Origin of the sequence: Marinilabilia rubra, assembly GCF_003121985.1 — a bacterium.
GTDB classification, from domain to species: domain Bacteria; phylum Bacteroidota; class Bacteroidia; order Bacteroidales; family Marinilabiliaceae; genus Marinilabilia; species Marinilabilia rubra.
On sequence record NZ_QEWP01000018.1, the window covers coordinates 12,506 to 31,583 of the forward strand.

The 19,078-nt window shown below is 42.7% G+C and carries 18 protein-coding genes; 8 read left to right on the plus strand and 10 right to left on the minus strand.

Going from position 1 to position 19,078, the window contains the following annotated elements:
* The first annotated feature begins 1 nt into the window (after nucleotide 1).
* Nucleotides 2-604 carry a hypothetical protein gene (locus DDZ16_RS16770; RefSeq protein ID WP_109265646.1) on the plus strand — a complete coding sequence of 201 codons (603 nt, stop codon included), beginning with the start codon at nucleotides 2-4 and terminating at the stop codon, nucleotides 602-604.
* A gap of 68 nt (nucleotides 605-672) precedes the next feature.
* Here the strand turns inward: DDZ16_RS16770 and DDZ16_RS16775 are convergent, their stop codons facing one another.
* Nucleotides 673-1,125, minus strand: a complete 453-nt coding sequence (locus tag DDZ16_RS16775; protein WP_158275697.1) for a hypothetical protein — start codon at nucleotides 1,123-1,125, stop codon at nucleotides 673-675.
* A 211-nt stretch (nucleotides 1,126-1,336) separates the two neighbouring features.
* Here DDZ16_RS16775 and DDZ16_RS16780 point away from each other — a divergent pair, with 211 nt between their 5' ends.
* Nucleotides 1,337-2,398, plus strand: coding sequence for a gamma-glutamyl-gamma-aminobutyrate hydrolase family protein (locus DDZ16_RS16780; protein WP_109265648.1), 1,062 nt, complete (start codon nucleotides 1,337-1,339; stop codon nucleotides 2,396-2,398).
* Here the strand turns inward: DDZ16_RS16780 and DDZ16_RS16785 are convergent.
* The gene (locus DDZ16_RS16785; protein ID WP_109265649.1) at nucleotides 2,395-3,579 is read right to left on the minus strand and encodes an App1 family protein; all 1,185 of its coding nucleotides are present in this window, start codon (nucleotides 3,577-3,579) and stop codon (nucleotides 2,395-2,397) included. The two genes, DDZ16_RS16780 and DDZ16_RS16785, sit on opposite strands and share 4 nt — an antisense overlap.
* A gap of 85 nt (nucleotides 3,580-3,664) precedes the next feature.
* Between DDZ16_RS16785 and DDZ16_RS16790 the strand changes: the two genes are divergently transcribed.
* From DDZ16_RS16790 to DDZ16_RS16805, 4 genes are all read left to right on the plus strand, one after another.
* Nucleotides 3,665-4,603 carry a diacylglycerol/lipid kinase family protein gene (locus DDZ16_RS16790; protein ID WP_109265650.1) on the plus strand — a complete coding sequence of 313 codons (939 nt, stop codon included), beginning with the start codon at nucleotides 3,665-3,667 and terminating at the stop codon, nucleotides 4,601-4,603.
* A gap of 87 nt (nucleotides 4,604-4,690) precedes the next feature.
* Nucleotides 4,691-5,707: a sodium:calcium antiporter gene (locus tag DDZ16_RS16795; RefSeq protein ID WP_109265651.1), complete on the plus strand. Its 1,017-nt coding sequence runs from the start codon at nucleotides 4,691-4,693 to the stop codon at nucleotides 5,705-5,707.
* Between the two features lie 73 nt (nucleotides 5,708-5,780).
* A complete protein-coding gene (otsB, locus tag DDZ16_RS16800) occupies nucleotides 5,781-6,575 on the plus strand; it encodes a trehalose-phosphatase (RefSeq protein ID WP_232526793.1) in 795 nt (264 codons plus the stop codon).
* Between the two features lie 383 nt (nucleotides 6,576-6,958).
* Nucleotides 6,959-7,165 carry a hypothetical protein gene (locus tag DDZ16_RS16805; protein WP_109265652.1) on the plus strand — a complete coding sequence of 69 codons (207 nt, stop codon included), beginning with the start codon at nucleotides 6,959-6,961 and terminating at the stop codon, nucleotides 7,163-7,165.
* A gap of 100 nt (nucleotides 7,166-7,265) precedes the next feature.
* Here DDZ16_RS16805 and DDZ16_RS16810 read toward each other — a convergent pair whose 3' ends face one another.
* The 4 genes from DDZ16_RS16810 to DDZ16_RS16825 all read right to left on the minus strand — a co-directional run bounded on the left by DDZ16_RS16810 (nucleotide 7,266) and on the right by DDZ16_RS16825 (nucleotide 12,855).
* Nucleotides 7,266-8,783, minus strand: a complete 1,518-nt coding sequence (locus tag DDZ16_RS16810; protein ID WP_109265653.1) for an AbgT family transporter — start codon at nucleotides 8,781-8,783, stop codon at nucleotides 7,266-7,268.
* A gap of 209 nt (nucleotides 8,784-8,992) precedes the next feature.
* A complete protein-coding gene (gene menB, locus DDZ16_RS16815; RefSeq protein ID WP_109265654.1) occupies nucleotides 8,993-9,811 on the minus strand; it encodes a 1,4-dihydroxy-2-naphthoyl-CoA synthase in 819 nt (272 codons plus the stop codon).
* 214 nt (nucleotides 9,812-10,025) lie between these two features.
* A complete protein-coding gene (gene menD, locus DDZ16_RS16820; protein WP_109265655.1) occupies nucleotides 10,026-11,711 on the minus strand; it encodes a 2-succinyl-5-enolpyruvyl-6-hydroxy-3-cyclohexene-1-carboxylic-acid synthase in 1,686 nt (561 codons plus the stop codon).
* The gene (locus tag DDZ16_RS16825; protein ID WP_109265656.1) at nucleotides 11,689-12,855 is read right to left on the minus strand and encodes a chorismate-binding protein; all 1,167 of its coding nucleotides are present in this window, start codon (nucleotides 12,853-12,855) and stop codon (nucleotides 11,689-11,691) included. Before DDZ16_RS16825 ends, menD begins: the two co-directional genes overlap by 23 nt.
* Before the next feature lie 435 nt (nucleotides 12,856-13,290).
* Here DDZ16_RS16825 and DDZ16_RS16830 point away from each other — a divergent pair, with 435 nt between their 5' ends.
* The gene (locus DDZ16_RS16830) at nucleotides 13,291-14,178 is read left to right on the plus strand and encodes an alpha/beta hydrolase (RefSeq protein ID WP_109265657.1); all 888 of its coding nucleotides are present in this window, start codon (nucleotides 13,291-13,293) and stop codon (nucleotides 14,176-14,178) included.
* Here the strand turns inward: DDZ16_RS16830 and DDZ16_RS16835 are convergent.
* The 3 genes from DDZ16_RS16835 to DDZ16_RS16845 form a co-directional block, all read right to left on the minus strand.
* Nucleotides 14,138-14,755, minus strand: coding sequence for an START domain-containing protein (locus DDZ16_RS16835; RefSeq protein WP_109265658.1), 618 nt, complete (start codon nucleotides 14,753-14,755; stop codon nucleotides 14,138-14,140). The two genes, DDZ16_RS16830 and DDZ16_RS16835, sit on opposite strands and share 41 nt — an antisense overlap.
* 138 nt (nucleotides 14,756-14,893) lie before the next feature.
* Complete coding sequence (locus DDZ16_RS16840) at nucleotides 14,894-15,310, minus strand: hypothetical protein (RefSeq protein WP_109265659.1); 417 nt, start codon at nucleotides 15,308-15,310, stop codon at nucleotides 14,894-14,896.
* Between the two features lie 366 nt (nucleotides 15,311-15,676).
* Nucleotides 15,677-16,474: a TIGR03915 family putative DNA repair protein gene (locus DDZ16_RS16845; RefSeq protein ID WP_109265660.1), complete on the minus strand. Its 798-nt coding sequence runs from the start codon at nucleotides 16,472-16,474 to the stop codon at nucleotides 15,677-15,679.
* A gap of 248 nt (nucleotides 16,475-16,722) precedes the next feature.
* Between DDZ16_RS16845 and DDZ16_RS16850 the strand changes: the two genes are divergently transcribed.
* The gene (locus DDZ16_RS16850) at nucleotides 16,723-17,433 is read left to right on the plus strand and encodes a phosphatase PAP2 family protein (protein WP_109265661.1); all 711 of its coding nucleotides are present in this window, start codon (nucleotides 16,723-16,725) and stop codon (nucleotides 17,431-17,433) included.
* Here the strand turns inward: DDZ16_RS16850 and DDZ16_RS16855 are convergent.
* A complete protein-coding gene (locus DDZ16_RS16855; protein WP_109265662.1) occupies nucleotides 17,430-19,004 on the minus strand; it encodes an ArnT family glycosyltransferase in 1,575 nt (524 codons plus the stop codon). The genes DDZ16_RS16850 and DDZ16_RS16855 overlap by 4 nt on opposite strands.
* Nucleotides 19,005-19,078 lie beyond the last annotated feature (74 nt).

The window sequence follows — 19,078 nt, forward strand, 5'->3', positions numbered from 1 at the left end:
CATGGAATTCAAAGAATTAACCGAAATATGGAAGCAGTCAGAAATGCACCAGGATGAAGCGATCAAAGTCAATCATCAACTCATCAAAGAAGTTGGATTGAATAAAATCAAAACCAATCTAAGAGCAATACAATGGTCATCCATATTTGAGATCGTCTTAGAAATCCTCTTTTCCGGTTTTCTGATCAACTTCATGGAAAACCAACGGGGACAACCGGCCTTTTCCATCCCGGCAGCTTTAATCTTGGGCCTAATAGCCTTTAATGTGCTATTCGAAGTTTACAGATTAGCTCTGTTTTACAGTATAAAAACTGATTGCCCGGTGTTGAAAGCTCAGAAGAAGTTGTCCCGGTTAAAAAAACTGGAAATTTTTGACACTTATAGTTTACTGGTAATCATCCCTGTTTTCGCATTGCCATTTCTGATTGTATTAGCAAAAGCTTTGTTAAACTGGGATCTCTATGAGCTCGGAACCGGATGGATGATCCAGACCATCATTGGGAGCTTTGTTGTTGCTGCCATTCTGGTGGTCATAATAAGAAAGCATCCCAACAAGAAGTTAAGAAAAGCCATTCAGTTTATTGAGGAACTCGATGAAGAGTAGTTTCGACAAAAAACAGCCCGCAACATTAAGCAGTGGGCTGTTTTTTCCTTTTTTTCAAGAGAGAATGGTTACTCAAAGAATGATTCAATCTCTTTCTGAACCTTTTTAAATTCCTCTTCTATTTTTTGTCTGGCTTTTTTCCATTCCTCTTCCGATTTATCATCCAACTCCTTAAGCTGCTTCTCAAGCTTATCAGCTTCCTGCTCAAGATCGTGAAGTCTCGCCTTCAGGTTTTCATTATCTTTCACACCGGAAATTCTTTGCTTAATTTCTTCAGTTTTACGGTCGATGTCATCAATTACCTCATCGGCTTTTGATTGAAAATTAGCTTTTTCTGATTCAAACAAATCAGAAATGGCTGTACCTACCTCATTGAGTTCTTCTTTCAGCTCCTGGTAGTTTTCTTTAACAGCCTCTGTAGTTTCTTCTTCTTTGCTTTGCTTTTTCTGCGAAGAGTTGCAGGCGATGAACCCAAGGCTCAAAGCAGCCACTACTGCAATCAATAACAAATTACGATTCATAATCATTGGTTTTTATTGTTTTTAAAATGTTAATTATCAACAAAATCAATCCGGGCCAGATAAATTCTCTAAAGAATAAGAACAAATCCCACTGTTTGTTCAAAAAATTGAAATATTTAATTTCTTTTAAAATTACTCCTCAAACGAGAACTGTAGTTTAAAACCTTATTAAATTTGGGTTGTTTTAATCTGAAAACTGATATTTACCCTCATGAGATATACTGCATTAACTCTTATAACTGCCTGGTTTGTTCTGATGTCGTCAGAAGCACAGACCAACGTAACCCAACTAAGTATAATAAACCCTACTGCCCGTAACATTGAAAAATTGGTATTCTTTAAAGAAAACGGATTTTTCAATTTTGACAGTCTGCTTGTTACAGGTATTTTTCATGCCGGTAATACTGATGAAATTGAAAAATCAAAACAATACCTGGCTGATCAGCAAATTAATTTTGTCAAAATTAATACCATTAAAGGAGAGATGCCAACAGACAGTTTGTTTTCGATCAATAAGTGGAGTCCTCAGTTTAAGGATCTCTTTAAAGCCTCTGATGGTTTAATATTTTTTGGAGGGAATGATGTGCCACCGGCCATTTACGGAGAGAAAACCTTCATCACTACCGACATCATTGACCGCACCCGCAACTGGGAACTTTCCCTTATGTTTCACTTGATCGGAGGCGATCAAAACCCTGATGTAAAGCCCTTGCTTGAAGAGAACCCTGACTTCACCATAATGGGAATTTGCCTGGGGATGCAAATAATGAATGTAGCTGCCGGAGGATCATTGTATCAGGATATCCCCGCACAAGTTTACGGGCTGGATTATTGTGAAGACGTGGCTCAACTGCCGGTTCACCAACAGCACAAAAACTATTTATACGGGATTAATAATACCGATGACAAAACTTCTTACATCTCTTTTCATCCTATATCCATAAAGCCCAACAGTTTTTTGAGTCAGATTGGAACTTCTGCCGGTATGTGTGTGCCCAGTGTGCATCATCAGGCCGTAAAAAAGGTTGGTCAGAATTTGATACCCGCAGCCACTTCAAAAGACGGGAAAGTCATAGAAGCTCTTGAGCACAAAAGATACAATAATGTTTACGGCATTCAGTTTCATATTGATTTCCCGGAACTCTATAGAGAAGATGCCGTCTTTAAAATTTCCTCTGAGAAGGATTTCAGGCCTTCAAAGGCAGAAAAGAACTTCTATAAGCTTTTATGGAAGGGCTTTTCCGAACGAATAAAAAACAACCACATGAATTAAGAAGAAACCGTTGCCTCCTCCGAAGTAAACGTATCGGTAAAAGTGAAATTATGATCCTCCTCAAGCTGTCGGGCAATATCGGGCATGGAAGACGGATCAATATAACCATTCATCAGTGCATGACGGGCAGCTTCTTCAGTATTCTCAATCAGCAACATCGGAACATCAAGCTTTTCCATCTCTGATGCAACCTCAAGAGTTTGCCTGTTTTTATGTGCTTTTCCGATGCACCGAATATAGACCGCTTTTACCCTATGCGGATATTCGCGAGCGGCCTGTAAATAAATCTCGGGGTCTCGCTGTCCGCTATCTCCTATCAGCACAAACTCAAGGTGTGGAAAAAAGGAAAAAAGGAATCGGATTTTCTCAAGTTTATGCTCATGATTGCCACCGCCCGATTTCCAGAACTGGAAAATACTGTGTTCCAATTCCTGCAAAAGCAAAGGTCCTGCAGGTATTTCGCGGTATTCAAAGAAGTCGACCAGCAAATCGTAAAGATTCCACTCACTACTCGAAACAAAAAACACAGGATTGGGCCCTTTTTGCCCCAGGTTTCCTTTGCGGAGAGCCCTGTAAAATGCAGCCACACCTTCAAATGGAACCCTCGTACGGGCATTTTTAAACAACATCAGTTTCAACTTCTTCAATGTATTGGTGGAATGCGAAACCATAACAGTATCATCAATATCTGAAACAACCCCTAAAGGAGCTTCGCCTGAGACCACCAGGATATCTCCTTCAACCTTTATTTCCCCCTGGTTTTCAACAACCTCATCCAACAACTCGTAATAAGCCGTTTCGAAGTGAGGTTCTGAGGGCAAATCCGAATCAAACTCAAAAAAACAGTGAAATATTCCCAGCTCATCAGTCTCCACAACTTCCGACTGATCGTGGAAACTCACTCTTACCCTCACTCCGCTTATTTCATCACTTACATAACGTTTGAACATAGCCAGCATATTGGTCCGAAGCCTCTGACCGGGCTTCGGTTTGTCCAGTCCCTTATCTTCCATGACATTACCGGTAATATATACATCGCGCCCGTTACTAAATCCCATGTATGGTTCGATGGTAGGAACTCCAAGCCAGCCAAGTCTCTTCTTGAGCCAGAGGCGGGCACGCCTAAAGGGACTTTTAGCTTTGCGCAGAATGTAACGGAAAGTTTTGTTAATTATGGCCATGTCCAGATTACTTTTTTTTATCTTTAAAGAATTGAAAAAGACAATTGTTTAGTCAAAATTAACGATTCTTCAAGAGATCAGAAATATGGCCGATTCGGAAAAGCGGAAAGTATTATTCATTGTCAACCCGATTTCGGGTAGTAACCAAAAATATCGCCTTACCGATGAAATAACCCGTATCTGTGAAAAACATCACCTTATTGCGGAATTCTTTAAAACCACCGGAGAAAACGATAAACAAAAGATATCGAAAGCCATTGAAAAACATGCTCCGGATGTAGTGACAGCAGTGGGGGGCGATGGCACGGTAAACATGGTGGCCGGCCTGCTTAAAAACACCGGAATCAAACTGGCCATTCTTCCCACTGGATCAGCTAACGGCATGGCTTATGAATTGAACATCCCAACTAACATGGATAGCGCTATAGGCATCATAGCACGAAACGTTTCCAAAAGAATTGATTTGCTGATGATCAACAACCAACATCTGGCAGTGCATCTGAGTGACCTGGGAATGAACGCCAGAATCATCAAGCGTTTTGACAGGGAAAAAATCAGGGGTATTTACGGGTATTCGAGACAGTTTTTTAAAGAACTAAAATCGCCGTCTAAATTCAAATGCATTGTACAGTATAAAGACAGGCACCCCCGTAAATACAAAGCCGTGATGGTGGTGATGCTGAACACACACTATTTTGGCACCGGGGCTATGGTCAATCCTGTCGGAAAGATTGATGATGGTAAATTTGAAATTGTTGTCATCAAACCTTACCCCTGGTATTACATTTTCCGCATGTTCCTTGCCTTTTTCTCCGGCCGCATTCACCGGCTCCGACATATCCGTATTATTTCATGCAGCTATGCAAAAATAACTGTTACTCCGCCACAGGATCTGCAAATTGATGGAGAACCAACCGGAGAAATCAGAAATATTGAGATAGAGAATATTCCTAAAGCTGTGGATGTTATCTATAATGACCGGCAGGAACACCTGTTATTTAAACCATCCAGAATACTAAAATAACAGCTGCCATTCAGGTTTTATACCCTTGAAATTTTGCACAACTCTTTTTTTCTGATTATCCTAAACCAAAACCGTAGATTGTTGCCAATGGAATTAAATTCAGCCATTATATTTTTCATAATTGCCACTGTCACCATAGGCATAGCAGGTACAATGCTGGCCCGGGAAGCCGACAGACTGGCCGACATTACCGGGATCGGAGAAGCGCTTTTCGGGGCTTTGTTTCTGGGCGGTGTAACGTCACTCCCGGGCATCATAACCTCTGTGGTGTCCGCTTACAATAACCACCCCGAACTGGCCATCAGCAATGCCATCGGGGGCATAGCCGCCCAAACATTGTTTTTGTCTATTGCCGACCTCTCTTATCCAAGGGCCAATCTGGAACATGCTGCCGCCTCTTTCGCCAATCTAATGCAGGGTGTTTTGCTAATTGGTTTGATGGCTTTTATTTTGCTGGGTATGTCGGGCCCCGAAACTACCGTTTTTACTTTCCACCCGGCATCTGTATTGCTGATCGTCATTTATCTCCTGGGCAACAAACTGATAAGCAAAGCCAAAGATCAACCCATGTGGGTTCCCCGAATGACTCGTCAGACAGTGAAAGATGTACCTGACACCAAAAACCTGCAATCCCGCTATCCCAGACTAGTATATATAAAGTTTATTCTTTTGGCTGCCATTGTGGCTGTTGCAGGATACACAGTGGCCCGCAGCGGCATGGTCATTGCTGACAAAACCGTATTATCGGAAGGCGTTGTAGGCATGCTCTTCACTGCAGTTGCTACTTCATTACCCGAACTGGTGGTATCCATAGCTGCAGTGCGGCAAAAAGCACTAACACTTGCCGTCAGCAATATCATTGGGGGTAATAGCTTTGACATCCTTTTTGTGGCGTTCGCCGATTTTGCTTACAACAAAGGCAGTATATTGCATGCTATAACCAACAGCCAGGTTTTTTTTATCACTCTGACCATGCTGATGACCAGCATATTAATCCTTGGACTTCTTCATCGCGAAAAGCGGGGAGTTGGTAAAATAGGCTGGGAAAGTCTGCTTATTATCATTGTTTACATTGGAGGGAACGCCTGGCTTATGTTGGGATAATTTTTTTATATTTGAGTATGTGACAAAAAAACATTGCAAATTTGAATAAACACAAAAACCCAATAACTAAAAAATGATGACAGAATCTAATCCAAAGCCTGTTTTTGGCGAAAATTCAGACTTTTTTGATTTACTGGAAGATAAAAAACCAGCTCTTTTTCTGGATTATGACGGAACACTCACTCCTATTGTGAGTCGCCCCGAGCAGGCCATCATCAGCCAGGAGATGAAAAACTTACTGGCTGAACTTGCAGAAAAATACACAGTAGCCGTAGTCACTGGTCGTGACATGGATGATGTAAAAAAACTCGTAGGTCTCGACAACCTGGTTTATGCAGGCAGTCACGGTTTCCGGATTTCCGGTCCCAACGGACTTTATCAGGAGCATGAAAAAACTGCTGTCCTTCTGCCCGAACTAGCCATTATTGAAAAAGAGTTGATGGATTTGCAGAAAAAGTACAAGGGGGTGCAGATCGATCGCAAACGTTACGCCATCGGTGTTCACTATCGCAATGCCAAAGACGAGGAAATTAATGATATCCTGGCCGATTTTGAAGAAGTACTCGACCGCAATCCCGGCTATAAGAAAGGTACAGGTAAAAAAATCGTTGAAATCAAACCTGATCTTGACTGGCACAAAGGAAAAGCCGTAATGTGGATACTTGAGAAACTGGAGCTGAACAATGACGAATCCATACTCCCCATATACATTGGCGATGACGACACCGATGAAGATGCTTTTGAAGCCTTTCAGGAAAGTGGAACAGGGATCGGCATTATGGTTGAACACAACGGAAAACCGACCAGGGCATCCTACACACTTGAAAATGTAGATGAAGTTGCGGAGTTATTTAAGAAACTTTTGTAATCAATAGATCGATAGATTTTAAGATGTAAGATACAAGATGATTAATATTTCATTGATGATCTGAATTTCAAAACAATAGGCCATTTGAATTAAAAACCTAATCTGGAGGCTGTTGCAATAATTCAACGAACTATCATATAATAGATTAATCGCCTAGTGTCATGTCAAGTGTAGAATGTCGGTTAAGCCGCTGCTATTTTTCACCTTATGCAAATCAATAAAAAAATAAGCATAGTCGTAGCTACGTGAGTCTTTTTTTTGAGAAGCCCAAGGTGGAAAGAGCAAGGCTTGGGCCGTCAGGTTATGCTTGACTTGACACTAGACACCGTGGCGCATAGTTTTTTTGCTGAACCAATCTCTTTTAGAACAGAAAAAATATTGAAATGCAAAAACTCCGTTATTCATTGCTAATTTTCGGGATAATTATTCTGATTGCCGATGTAGCTTCAATCAATTTCAAAGACCTTAGCTGGTCCGAAAACTGGCACAATTATCTTATTTTTATAGCTATGGCCGGCACCCTCATTTCTATTATTAATTCGATTCGGGCAGCAAGGAAATCAGAAAACCAGGATTCCCGAAAATCCTAATAGAACAAGATAAAAAAGAAGCCCCGGAGCAACAATGCTCCGGGGTTTCTTTTTTGTTTTGTAACGCATTTTAGTAGATTGGCTCTCTGGAATTCCGGGCTTATCCACCATAATAAATAGGTCCTTCAATCCCCAACGGAATGCCCAGCCATATCCAGATAACAAACATGACAATCCGGATTACCGCAAATGCCACTGCAAAAGGCAACATGGTCGAAATTATGGTTCCCAAACCAATGTTCTTCACATATTTCTGAGCAAAAGTGATTACCAATGGGAAATAAGGTAACAAAGGTGTTAGAATATTGGAATAGGAATCCCCAATACGGTAGGCTGCCTGTGTGGTTTCAGGGCTAAAGCCCATCAACATAAGCATAGGCACAAAAATGGGTGCCAGAATAGCCCACTTAGCCGAAGCACTTCCAATCATCAGGTTTACCAGGGATGATACAAGAATAAAAGCCACCAGCAGGGGCGTTCCTGTAAAGCCTATATTCTGAAGTCCATCGGCACCCGTGATGGCCACTATCAAACCAAGATTTGACCAGTTAAAGAATGCCACGAACTGGGCCGCCACAAAGGCCAAAACAATGTATCCCCCCATAGTTGCCATTGATTCACCTGTCATGTTGGCCACATCTTTATCACCTTTAATACTTTTGGTGATCAATCCGTACACCAGGCCTGCAACAAAGAAGAGAATAAACATCAATGGAACGATGGAATTATAGAAGGGTTCCAGTCCGCCATCATCGGCACGAAACAGGGCATTTTCTGGAATAATTCCCCAGGCCAGCAAACCAAGAAAGACAACGATGGTAAACAATGTCCACTTCAGGCCTTTTTTCTCTAATGGCAGAATTTCGTTGGAAACTTCTTCTTCCGTATCTTCCGTATAGGGGCCTAATCTTGGAATGATAATTTTCTCTGTCACCCAGGTTCCAACTATCCCCACAAAAGGCACTGAAGCGGCCATGAGATAATAATTGGAAAGGGGGTTCACCGTGTAGCCCGACTCAATAATCTGAGCGGCAGGCTGCGTAAAGGAGGCAATCAACGGATCAAGACCAGTAGGCAGAAAGTTGGCCCCAAATCCTCCGGATACTCCGGCAAAAGCAGCTGCCAGACCGGCAATTGGGTGGCGCCCCATGCTATGAAAAATGGCTGCTCCCAAAGGAATCAATACCACATAACCTGCATCGGCAGCAATGGAACTGATCATACCCGCTACCACAATGGAGAAGGTAATCAGTGACCGTGGTACTTTACTTACAAACATTCGAAGCCCAACTGAAATCAAACCGCTGCGCTCGGCAACACCAATACCCAGCATTACCACCAAAACCAATCCGAGTGGTGGAAATTCGGCAAACACATCCACCATGGAAGTCATGATGCGCCGGACGCCATCGGCACTCAGCAGGTTTACCGCTTTCACTTCCTCCCCGCTGGCGGGATGGGTGGCACTCACGCCTAATGAGCCAAAAATCCAGGATAATAACAATACAATCCCCATGAGCATGGCGAAAAGGGTAACTGGCTGTGGCAATTTATTACCGGCAACTTCAACTTTATCGAGTAGCCTTTTGAAGAAACCTTCTTTTTTCTTTTCTGACATAGACGTTAGATGGTTATATGATTTGACAAAAATTTGTGAACCACACAAGGCACATTGGCAAACATAAAAAGTAAAACGTGAGTATTTCCAATTCTATTGCCCAACAGACTATAGATGATTCGCATTACAAAACACCTCATAATCATGAACTTTGGAAATCCGAGGTGAGCTTATGTGCTTTTAGTGATTCCAATCATTAAATAAATATTTTAAGGGAACTTAGGGAACTGTTTAAAGTCCGGGTCCCGCTTTTCCAAAAATGCCTTGCGGCCTTCCTGAGCTTCTTCCATGAGGTAGAACATCAGGGTGGCATCGCCGGCCATTTCCATAATTCCTGACTGTCCGTCCAGCTCGGCATTCAAGCCCCGCTTGATCATACGCAATGCCATAGGACTCCGTTGCAGCATAATTTGGCACCACTCCATGGTTTCTTCTTCCAGCGAATCGAAAGGCACAATGCGATTGACAAGTCCCATATCTTCGGCTTCTTTAGCTGAGTATTGCTTGCAAAGGAACCAGATTTCCCGCGCTTTCTTTTGTCCTACGTGACGAGCCAGGTAAGACGACCCAAAACCGGCATCGAAACTCCCCACTTTTGGTCCGCTTTGTCCGAAGATGGCATTTTCACTGGCCACTGTCAAATCACAAACCACGTGCAGCACGTGACCGCCTCCAATGGCATAACCATTGACCATTGCCACCACCGGCTTGGGTAAAGAACGAATACGCTTATGAAGATCCAGAACATTCAATCTTGGTACCCCCTCCTCATCCACATAGCCGCCATGTCCTTTTACGTTTTGGTCACCACCCGAACAAAAGGCTTTGTCGCCTTCTCCGGTAAGCACTACCACGCCGATATCCTGACGCTCCCGGCAAATATCGAAAGCATCAATCATCTCCTTCACCGTCTGCGGGCGAAAAGCATTGTAAACACGGGGACGGTTAATGGTTACCTTTCCCACTCCATCGCAAAACTCAAACTTTATGTCTTCGTATTCTTTAATGGTTGTCCAGTTATACTTCATGGTATTATTAGATTTTTAGATGTTAGATATTTAGATTTAAGTTTTGGTTGACCCCTAATGACAATTCAGGTGGCGGATCGGAATCCACCAGACCTCTATAACCATCTGAATCCACCAACCTTAGTTTTCATATTTATCAAACAAAAGTTCGATACCAAAGAAAAAAATCCCCTGTGGCCACCTTTTTGTTATTTGTACCTTCTAACTAGCTCACTTACCCCCTCAAATAGCTGAAATAATCTCTCAATATTTCACCGTTTTCTTCCCCGGGTGTAAAAACCTCCAGCAAAGCCGGCTCGCCCTTTTCGCTCCAGAAATGTTCGAGTATCTGATCCAGTTCACGACTGTTGCCGGCAGCATAATACTGTAACCCGAAAGTCTCTGCTATGCCTCGACACTGATGATTGCCCCGTGATTCAAAAAAAGGTTCCAGTTCTACTGTTTTCGTTGGACCGGGAATAAAACGAAAAATACCCCCACCACCATTGTTGATAACAATTACTCTGAAGGATGAAGGTAAATACTGATGCCATAAACCATTGGAATCGTACATAAAGCCAAGATCGCCTGAAATAAGCGTCACAGCCTGTTCGCCGCCATAGGCAGCACCTGCAGCAGTACTAACACAACCATCAATTCCACTTGTCCCCCGGTTGCTAAAAAAGGTGCAGCTCTTTTCCCAATCAAATAGCTGTCCGTAACGCACCGGGGTACTGTTGGACAAATGTATCTGTTGATTGTCCGGCATCTTCTGTGAAATCTGTTCAAATACCCTCAAGTCGCACCATGCCAATTTCTCTATATATTCAAAATGCTTTTCCCTCATATTTTGCTCCGCGTCTTTGAAAAAGCGAATGTAATCTGATGGTAGTGGTTTCATTCTGCTGACAACCTGACCAAGGATTTCAGCAGAATCACCAGTAATTTGCCGGGTCAGGCATTGATAAGTATCGATTAAAATTTCCTGGTTGGAAAGGTGCCAGTGTGCGCTGGGAGAATGCTTTCTCAGGCGTTGCTTCAGTTTTTTTGAAAGAACCGGAAAATCCAGTGTAATCAATAAATCGGGCGTAAAAGCCGGATTGTCCGGATCAAAACCTTCCAGAAGGCGATCGGTGTTTTCAAACGTCCCTTCAACTGGCACATTGGAAAGGCTTTCGGTAATAACCACGACGCCTTTAGCAACCATTTCTGAAACAAGTTTCTGAAGATAAGAATCAGGAGCAGTAGCTCCCACCAATAACATTATTTTCCGGTATTGGTCCAACTCATTTTCCAGATCATCCAGCAGTGCTTCACTCACCCCCAGGCCTTCAGTAACAGGAACAATGGATGGTTGAGGCAATTCTATAACGTCGATGGTTTCATAAAGTGGCTCACGAAAAGGTACATTAATGTGCACAGGACCTTTTACGCTACCAAGCGCATTCCTGAAAGCTTCATTAAGTCGGCGATCCACCAGCCAGACATCATCCGCAGACAAATCGCCCACCGGCATTTGGCATTCATAACGAACAAAGTTGCTAAAAATACCCTGCTGACGAATGGTTTGACCATCGGCCTGATCGACATACTCCGGTGGCCTGTCCGCTGTAATAGCAACGAGCGGAATTTGTTGATAATAGGCTTCTGAAATGGCCGGGGTATAATTGAGAGCTGCCGTACCACTGGTGCAAATCAAAGCAACCGGCTGATTGGTTTCACGGGCCAGCCCCAGTGCAAAATAAGCGGCCGAGCGCTCGTCAACAATGGTAAGACAGGTAAATTTTTTACTGGAAGGAAATGAAATAATAAGCGGAGCATTGCGCGAACCCGGAGAAATTATGACATGCCGGACGCCATGACTGTAACAATGCTCGATAATATGATGAACCACCGTTTTATCGGAGATGGATTGACTCATTACAATAGTTTTGTTTGACTGAATGTAGTACCGACAGAAGGGTTCGGGCTTTTAATCTGGTTTCTTCCCATTCATTGGATTCCTTCGAATCCCTTGTAATTCCACCTCCAAGATACAAAACAGCTTTGTCATCGCCCAATTCCATGGAACGTATGTTTACAAAAAACCTGAATTCTCCTTGATTAACAGGGCCCAGAAACCCACTGTAAAAGCCGCGATCAAACTTTTCGGCCTCCTCAATCAGCTGAATGGCTATATCTTTGGGGTATCCGCCAACCGCCGGGGTAGGATGCAACGATTGCATAAACCGGCCGACAGAATTCGCAAAATTAACTGCTCCGAACTCATAGGATGTCTTAAGGTGTATCATCGAACCGGCCCTTACCGGCTCGGGCCCGTTTTTCTGGTATTTGGAAATGCCATATTCTTTCAGCACCTCATCCACAAAAGTCGAAACGAGCCCCTGCTCTTCCAACTCCTTCATATTCCAATCCTCACTGTGTTGATCACTTTTGCGGGTGGCAGCCAATGCCACCGTTTTCAAAGTATGGTTCTCCTTCTCCAGAAACGACTCGGGACTGGCGCCCATCCATCGCCCCACTTTGGGATGATCGAAGAAGTACACAAAAGCGTTGGGATATGCGCGGCACAGTTGACAGAATACCCGGGGTAATATATGGTCGGGAACATCTGTGACTTCCAGGCGACGCGCCAGAACTACTTTATCAGCCACCTGATGGTCCAAAGCGTCCTTAATGACAGAAAATGACTTTGTGTAAGACTGACGAACCTCATCCCGCTCCTGAGGCAAACGAAAAGACTGATTCCCGCTGATTATTTCATCAGAGGTATCAATTTCCACCAATGATTTTCCTGATACCGGCCAAAGCGCAAAAGCATTTTCTGACATCCGGAAAGGAGCAATGATAAAAGCCTTTTCAAATCCGGAGGGTGTAAATTCTGAAACATTGAAAGGCTCCGTTTTTCCTACCGGGAAACTATATGCCGTAGATTCTCCGGGTAACCTGTAAGCCACAAAGGATTGCTTAGAGGTCAGAAAATCAGCCAACATCTTCTTTGCACTTTTTATGTTATCAGTTTCTCTCAATGCTTGCTTTTTGGAAAGAAACGCAAAGATAGCCAAAAAGGTTGATTTTTATTGGTGAGTTTTGGTGGTTTTAAGGTTGCTTTTGAACCACAGCAGGCACAAAAGAAAAGTTTAGTTTTTTGAATCATATCTTGTCCCGTCCTTTTTGGGATGGGGCATATTAGAATTTTGCAATAAAAACAAACCTGAAATACACGATTAATCACACCCTACTTTTAACAATAGACCTTAGATTTTTAGATACCTGCCTGACGGCAGTCAGGAAAGATGTAAGATAATTCGTACATTATTGATATTCTAAATTCCAACAAACATCTTTTTATGCAATCAGCTTATTTTCGGCTCATTACAATAGTTTAACAGAGTATTGTTTTAAGAGACAATACCAAATGTAAAGTTCCTGCTTCTAAAATAGATAAGGCAAGTACATAACAAACTGCCAACGACGTTGTTTTAATAAAAAACAACAATATGAAAACACTTATCATCCTGGCGGCATTACTTCTTTCTATAGCCTCCTGCACCACTATAAAAATTAAGGAAAGTGACGTATTTGATGTCAAACGTACCATTGATGTTGAACATTTTAAACAAATGCTATACGAGGTAGAAGAAAAACGGTTAAACACATCCGACAGCATAGCCCTGGAAGCCTGGTTTATTGACAATCCAAACACCAACAAAACCGTTTTGTACTTTGGAGGAAATGGTTTTGTGATAGAGACCAGTTACCATATTATTACCTCCATCCTAAAACAGAACGTGAATTTGCTGGTGTTCAACTACAGAGGTTATGGAACAAATAAAGGCGTCCCAAGTATAGAAGGCTTTAAAAATGATGCCCTGGCCGCTTATGATTTCCTGGTTGATGAGAAAAACATCGATCCTGAAAACATACTGTTGCACGGACATTCCATGGGGACTTTTTTTGCCACCTATACGGCCAATAAAAGGAAAAGTAATGCACTTGTTCTGGAAAGCCCGATTACCGATCTGGAGGATTGGTCTGAAACCGTTTTGCCATGGTTTCTCAAACCTTTTCTGAAATTTGAAGCGGACAGTGCGCTTCTGAAAAACAGTAATCTGCAACAAATCAAAAAACTGGACATTCCCGTGTTTCTGATAACCGGGAAGGATGATAACATCACGCCGCCCCGGATGGCAGAAAAACTATTTCATACTTCTGCAAGTCAAAAGAAATACCTTCTTATCATTGAGAAGGGGGGACATAACGACCTGCCTGAAAAGGCGATATACCGGCAGGCTATTAATCGTTTTTATCATTCACGGGAAGATATGAGCACTTTAAAAGGTCCTCTTATAGATCCTTCCTCACTTCTTCAATTATCCCGGAAATGAAACGAAACGGAGTTTGCGCACTGAACATGTTCACCACCCAAAGAGGAATAGACCCGCCGGGATCAACCCAGCCGATGACAATGATCCGGCTTTCATCCGGACTGACTCCCTCTTTTATGGTCCACTTTTCCTGAAAATCTTCTATGAGGACTATTTCGCTGTTCCTTGAAAGATATTCCGGCAGGTCATTCGATTCCAGATAAATACCTTTTTGATCTTTTGTCACCTGCATATCCATCACCATCTCCCGGTTTTTGACCGGCCATGGCATGTTAAAGTGCATGTAATTGGTGTAACGTTTATCCTTTTGATGATCCAGAAACCTGAGAGAATCGACCAGTTCCATGTGTTTCAAATTCTCGTTGAAATCCACCACCTGCCGGTAAACGGTTTCCGGTTTTACAGAAATATGGGTGACAACCTTGTACATGTATATTCCTGCATCTGCTTTTTTGCGGGTATAGACTTTTATGCCGTTCTCATTTTTCCTGAGCTGCCAATCATCTTCTTCGGCAGCAACATCGAAGGATGGAATCACAGAAAACAAAATCAATAACAGACCGACGGTTTTGCTCATAGCTTACATATTTGTTTTTAGAACAGGTGGAGGCATGAGGAAGTTCATTTTATCAAATGAGATTTACAGTAAATACAAATTATGGATTGGTAAGACGTGGAGGTAATCTAAGCCGGGCAGAGTTTGATAATCTACTTTTTATTCTTCTTTTCTCCAATCCTCAATAATTTCCTGATCATCTTCTATATAGGTGAATTTCAAAAGGTCATTAAATATTTGATATTCATATGACATACGGGTATCGTTATAATCAAAATGGATGGTATGCTCAATTGTATTTAATTCAAATACTCCCGTAGTTTCATATCCGGATCCAAAAACTATGAACTCCCCTTTAAAGTCATCTGGTTCATTATCCGCCTCAAACTCAATGTAATCGCAGCATTCCACCGCCAAACCTGAAATTCCATTTATGGATCGGGAATCAAGCTTCCATTGCCCAAAGATTCCGATTGGTTGCAAATTATCCTGTTTTTCATTTTCGTCCTTTTCGCAGCCATTTAATACTATCAAAGAAAAAACGAGCCCCAAAATTACACTTCCTAAACTTTTCATAGCCCCAATTTTATTGGTCAAACAATTTAAAGCATAGCTACTGACTATTTATTGAAGTCCTTGTCTCTGATTCATTATCTTTTGGTTAAGTATTTGGAATATTCGAAACAAGAATCATCACGCACTAAACAGCAATCCAACTAAAAATTGGAAATTAAGACCTATAACAATGTAAAACAAAGAGCCTGCCCCCCCTCCCGCATCCTTAAACAAACCTGTAAAACCAAAATTACATCACAAGCCATCCTGTTTTTAGTCGTCAAAAAAAATGATACCCCCGTGCAGGAAACATAAAGTCGAAGATCGATTTTTATTGGGTTATGCAGGCGGCATGGCCCTTTCGCAGAGAATAGGTTCATCCCCCATTTACTCTCCGGTTTTTCGTTTCTCCGTCAGATGCTTCCAGAAACGTTTGGGCATAAATTGCCGCTGAAGACGTGGATTGGTGCGTTCCTTTATAGCGATGTGTTTAAAGTAGCTGCGCCACATCTCCTGCCATTCCTTTTCGTCATTGCTTTGGGTCTCGGGGGAAAGTTCTCCTGTGTCGTTATCAAAAGATGGATTATCAATGGAGACTTCCTCTATATTGTCTTTATCGTAATAGTAGCCATATTTTCGTTCTGTATCATAAATAAGCCAGGGCTGATCGGCAAAACGGGACTTGAAATGATTCAGGGTCATGGGCAGAACATCATACCTGGGCGACACGGGCGCAAACCATGTGCCGTCCGCCGTCTGCTCAAACCGGAGAAACATATACAACCGATGCACTTCTTTTAAAACCTTGCGCTCCAACTGGGTGAACCGAAGCACTTCTTCAACAGAGAGGTCGTTGGCTACGTTCTTATTGGCGTCAAACAATTGTTTCAAAATAAACAGCATGAGATCTTCAACCCCCGGTTCTCTCGACAAGAACACATGCATAAACCGCTGCCCCAAACGTTTCCCTCCTGCTTTCTGAATACCTTTCCAGACACGGTCGGCCCGGTCGTCGACAGTCTCCACCTCAATGGTTTCTTCAAACAATCCTGGCGATGCTTCGGGAGGAATAATTCTGGCAGGAAACCGTCCCCTGTCCCACACCCCAAAAACGGCGGAGAGAAAACCGGGAAAGGTTCCGTCGTATTGGTAATTAACGATATTTTGAAAATCAGGCGTGTTCATGGTATTCCTGGCAAGTAAATTGGGATTCTCTAAATGTCTATTGTTGCTCCTGCAAAAATAACGTATTCCATTATTATGGGATCATTTCGCATTAAAAACCTCAAATCCTTAATCTCAGAGCAGGAGGGCATATTAACTCAATATGATCTTTACAAACAGTTAACCATTGTGTAAACCAAGGTTGAAGTTGACCTAATTCCCCCGAAACACTGACATTCTACATTGCAACTGAAACAAAACTTTCAGCTATGCAGACTCTATTAAAACTTAAGGCCAAAAGGATATCTTCCATCAATGAATTCATTTTGGGCACCGGCATCTTTGCTGTTTTAGGAGCCGTTATCCTCTTTATAATAAACAAGGGAGACATTCTATTGTATATAAACACTCATCTCGCTCCTTTTGCAGATAATTTTTTCAAGACTTATACGCACCTTGGGTTGGGATCACTTCTGGCCCTCTTTGCATTGGTATTTCTTTTTATCCGTTATTATTATTCCATTATGTTCGCTGCCTCACTTATCAGTGCAGGTGTCATTGTTTTTATCAGCAAGAAGTTACTATTCACTCATCTTTACCGACCAGCCAAAAACATCGATTTAGCAAGCCTGCCTAACGTTATTGAAGGAATGAACTATCACCATTACGGTTCCTTCCCTTCAGGCCATACCCTTACGGCATTCGCCGGAGCAACAATTCTGGCCCTTGCCGCCCGCCAAAAAGGGCTGGGCTACCTGCTAATTGCAATGGCTGTTGGGGTCGCCATTTCGAGAGTTTACCTGCTACAGCATTATTTCATGGACGTTTATGCAGGTGGATTAATTGGTGTAGCTGTAACCCTGGGACTTCATTTCTGGCTCAACCGCTACTATCCCCGTCTGAAGAGCAATCTGGCTAAAGATTACCTCATATTTCGCAGAAGGCGCATCAGAGCCAAAGCCCAGCTTTCAGCCAATTAATTATCAGATATTCCCTTTATGACACGGGTTTTCCGGTTATCAAAGAGATCGGTGGTTTCGAACAGGATTTCATAATCGACTTGGTCTCCAATTCCCCGGAGTCCTTTTTTTGTGGTCAGCAACAGGTTGCCGGGCTCAGCCATAAAGGCAGCCACCTCCTCCGTAGTTTCCAATTCAGGGATCAATCCGTGCTTAAAGACAAACGCAGGATTCAAACTTTGATGCCAGGCTACGGAATCGGCGTTCGTTACGATTTCCTTCGTCAGAAAAACAGGATTCCGTTTATCCAATTGTGGCATAAGACCACCCATTAAGGTCAGTGCTCCCACACAAAACGAAATGCCCAAAGTCAGAAAAGCCGCCCGGTTTCTGTACCTGAATGCCAACAAAGTGGCCACCAAAGAACCTAAAACAAGTGGTAACAGGTAAAACAATAATTGATGCATACCTTCCAGGTTGGGGGCTGTTTCGACAGCAATCCATACACCTGCCGGCAACAACAATGAAAAGATTAAAGTTGCCAGAAAATTCCAGCGGAATCTTCGGGAATATTCTCGCGCACCTTCCCGGCTCAGAAAAAAACCAACCAAAATAGCTGTAAAAGGATAGGCAGGCATGGCATAATTCGGCAACTGGGTGCTGCTGATGGAGAAGAAGACCACGAACACCAGCGTTACAATACTGCCGAGAGCAATGATTTGATCTTGTCTGTTTTGCCAGGCAGATTTAATGACAGGCCAAATAAAAAACACAAAAGGCAGAAACCCCATCAGGTAATACCCTGATGTAATAAGAAATAATCCCCCATGCCCTTCCTTGGTATCCGAGAACCGGTTGATATTATGATCGAACAAAAAACCCTCAACCCATGCTCCATCAGTGGCTTGCCACACCAAATAATACCAGGGCACCACAATAATCAAAAAACAAAGAATGCCCGAAACAGAAATCAGCTTCCGTAACACCACCATCGTAAACTGACGGGTAATGAGGAGAAATGTCAGCATCGACAACCCGGGCAATGCCAATGCCACCGGCCCTTTGGCCAGTACACCCAAACCGAGGGAAGCATAGAGGCCATAAAGAGCCCATTTTTGCTGGGTCTGCATCCAATGGTAAAAGGCCATCAGGCTTATCCCGATAAAGGTTATCAAATAAGGATCGGGAACCGCCAAATGAAATTCAAGGACGAAATGAATGCTGGCCCATAAAACGAAAACGCTCCACCAGGCATGTGATCTGGTACTGTGCCGTGTCAAAAACAAGAAGAACACAAGCATCAGGATACTTCCGGTTAAACCGGAAAAGAAGCGGGCAGCAAAGGGTGTTTTTCCGAAAATGGAATAGGCCCCCATCATAAAGTAATAATGCAGAGGTGGTTTATCAGTCCTCAGCTCGCCATTAAACAAGGGAGTAATGCCGTCTCCCGTTGACATCATCTCATAAGCACATTGCGCATTTTTACTTTCGTCAAGGATGTAGATACTTGAACTACCGGAACCAAAAAGAAATAAAAACAGAGAAATAGAAAGGACGATTAACCCCGACGGTACTATTGAAAGTGACTTCATTTTTTTTTACAAATGTTCTTCATCGCTTCCAATCCTGCAAACAGCATCCACAGACTTAATCAAAAATTAACCCG

Excerpts from the sequence above, each read along its gene's own strand:
- DDZ16_RS16770 (WP_109265646.1), top strand. The coding sequence starts at position 2 with ATGGAATTCAAAGAATTAACCGAAATATGGAAGCAGTCAGAAATGCAC.
- DDZ16_RS16775 (WP_158275697.1), bottom strand. The coding sequence starts at position 1,125 with ATGAATCGTAATTTGTTATTGATTGCAGTAGTGGCTGCTTTGAGCCTT.
- DDZ16_RS16780 (WP_109265648.1), top strand. The coding sequence starts at position 1,337 with ATGAGATATACTGCATTAACTCTTATAACTGCCTGGTTTGTTCTGATG.
- DDZ16_RS16785 (WP_109265649.1), bottom strand. The coding sequence starts at position 3,579 with ATGGCCATAATTAACAAAACTTTCCGTTACATTCTGCGCAAAGCTAAA.
- DDZ16_RS16790 (WP_109265650.1), top strand. The coding sequence starts at position 3,665 with ATGGCCGATTCGGAAAAGCGGAAAGTATTATTCATTGTCAACCCGATT.
- DDZ16_RS16795 (WP_109265651.1), top strand. The coding sequence starts at position 4,691 with ATGGAATTAAATTCAGCCATTATATTTTTCATAATTGCCACTGTCACC.
- otsB (WP_232526793.1), top strand. The coding sequence starts at position 5,781 with ATGATGACAGAATCTAATCCAAAGCCTGTTTTTGGCGAAAATTCAGAC.
- DDZ16_RS16805 (WP_109265652.1), top strand. The coding sequence starts at position 6,959 with ATGCAAAAACTCCGTTATTCATTGCTAATTTTCGGGATAATTATTCTG.
- DDZ16_RS16810 (WP_109265653.1), bottom strand. The coding sequence starts at position 8,783 with ATGTCAGAAAAGAAAAAAGAAGGTTTCTTCAAAAGGCTACTCGATAAA.
- menB (WP_109265654.1), bottom strand. The coding sequence starts at position 9,811 with ATGAAGTATAACTGGACAACCATTAAAGAATACGAAGACATAAAGTTT.
- menD (WP_109265655.1), bottom strand. The coding sequence starts at position 11,711 with ATGAGTCAATCCATCTCCGATAAAACGGTGGTTCATCATATTATCGAG.
- DDZ16_RS16830 (WP_109265657.1), top strand. The coding sequence starts at position 13,291 with ATGAAAACACTTATCATCCTGGCGGCATTACTTCTTTCTATAGCCTCC.
- DDZ16_RS16835 (WP_109265658.1), bottom strand. The coding sequence starts at position 14,755 with ATGAGCAAAACCGTCGGTCTGTTATTGATTTTGTTTTCTGTGATTCCA.
- DDZ16_RS16840 (WP_109265659.1), bottom strand. The coding sequence starts at position 15,310 with ATGAAAAGTTTAGGAAGTGTAATTTTGGGGCTCGTTTTTTCTTTGATA.
- DDZ16_RS16845 (WP_109265660.1), bottom strand. The coding sequence starts at position 16,474 with ATGAACACGCCTGATTTTCAAAATATCGTTAATTACCAATACGACGGA.
- DDZ16_RS16850 (WP_109265661.1), top strand. The coding sequence starts at position 16,723 with ATGCAGACTCTATTAAAACTTAAGGCCAAAAGGATATCTTCCATCAAT.
- DDZ16_RS16855 (WP_109265662.1), bottom strand. The coding sequence starts at position 19,004 with ATGAAGTCACTTTCAATAGTACCGTCGGGGTTAATCGTCCTTTCTATT.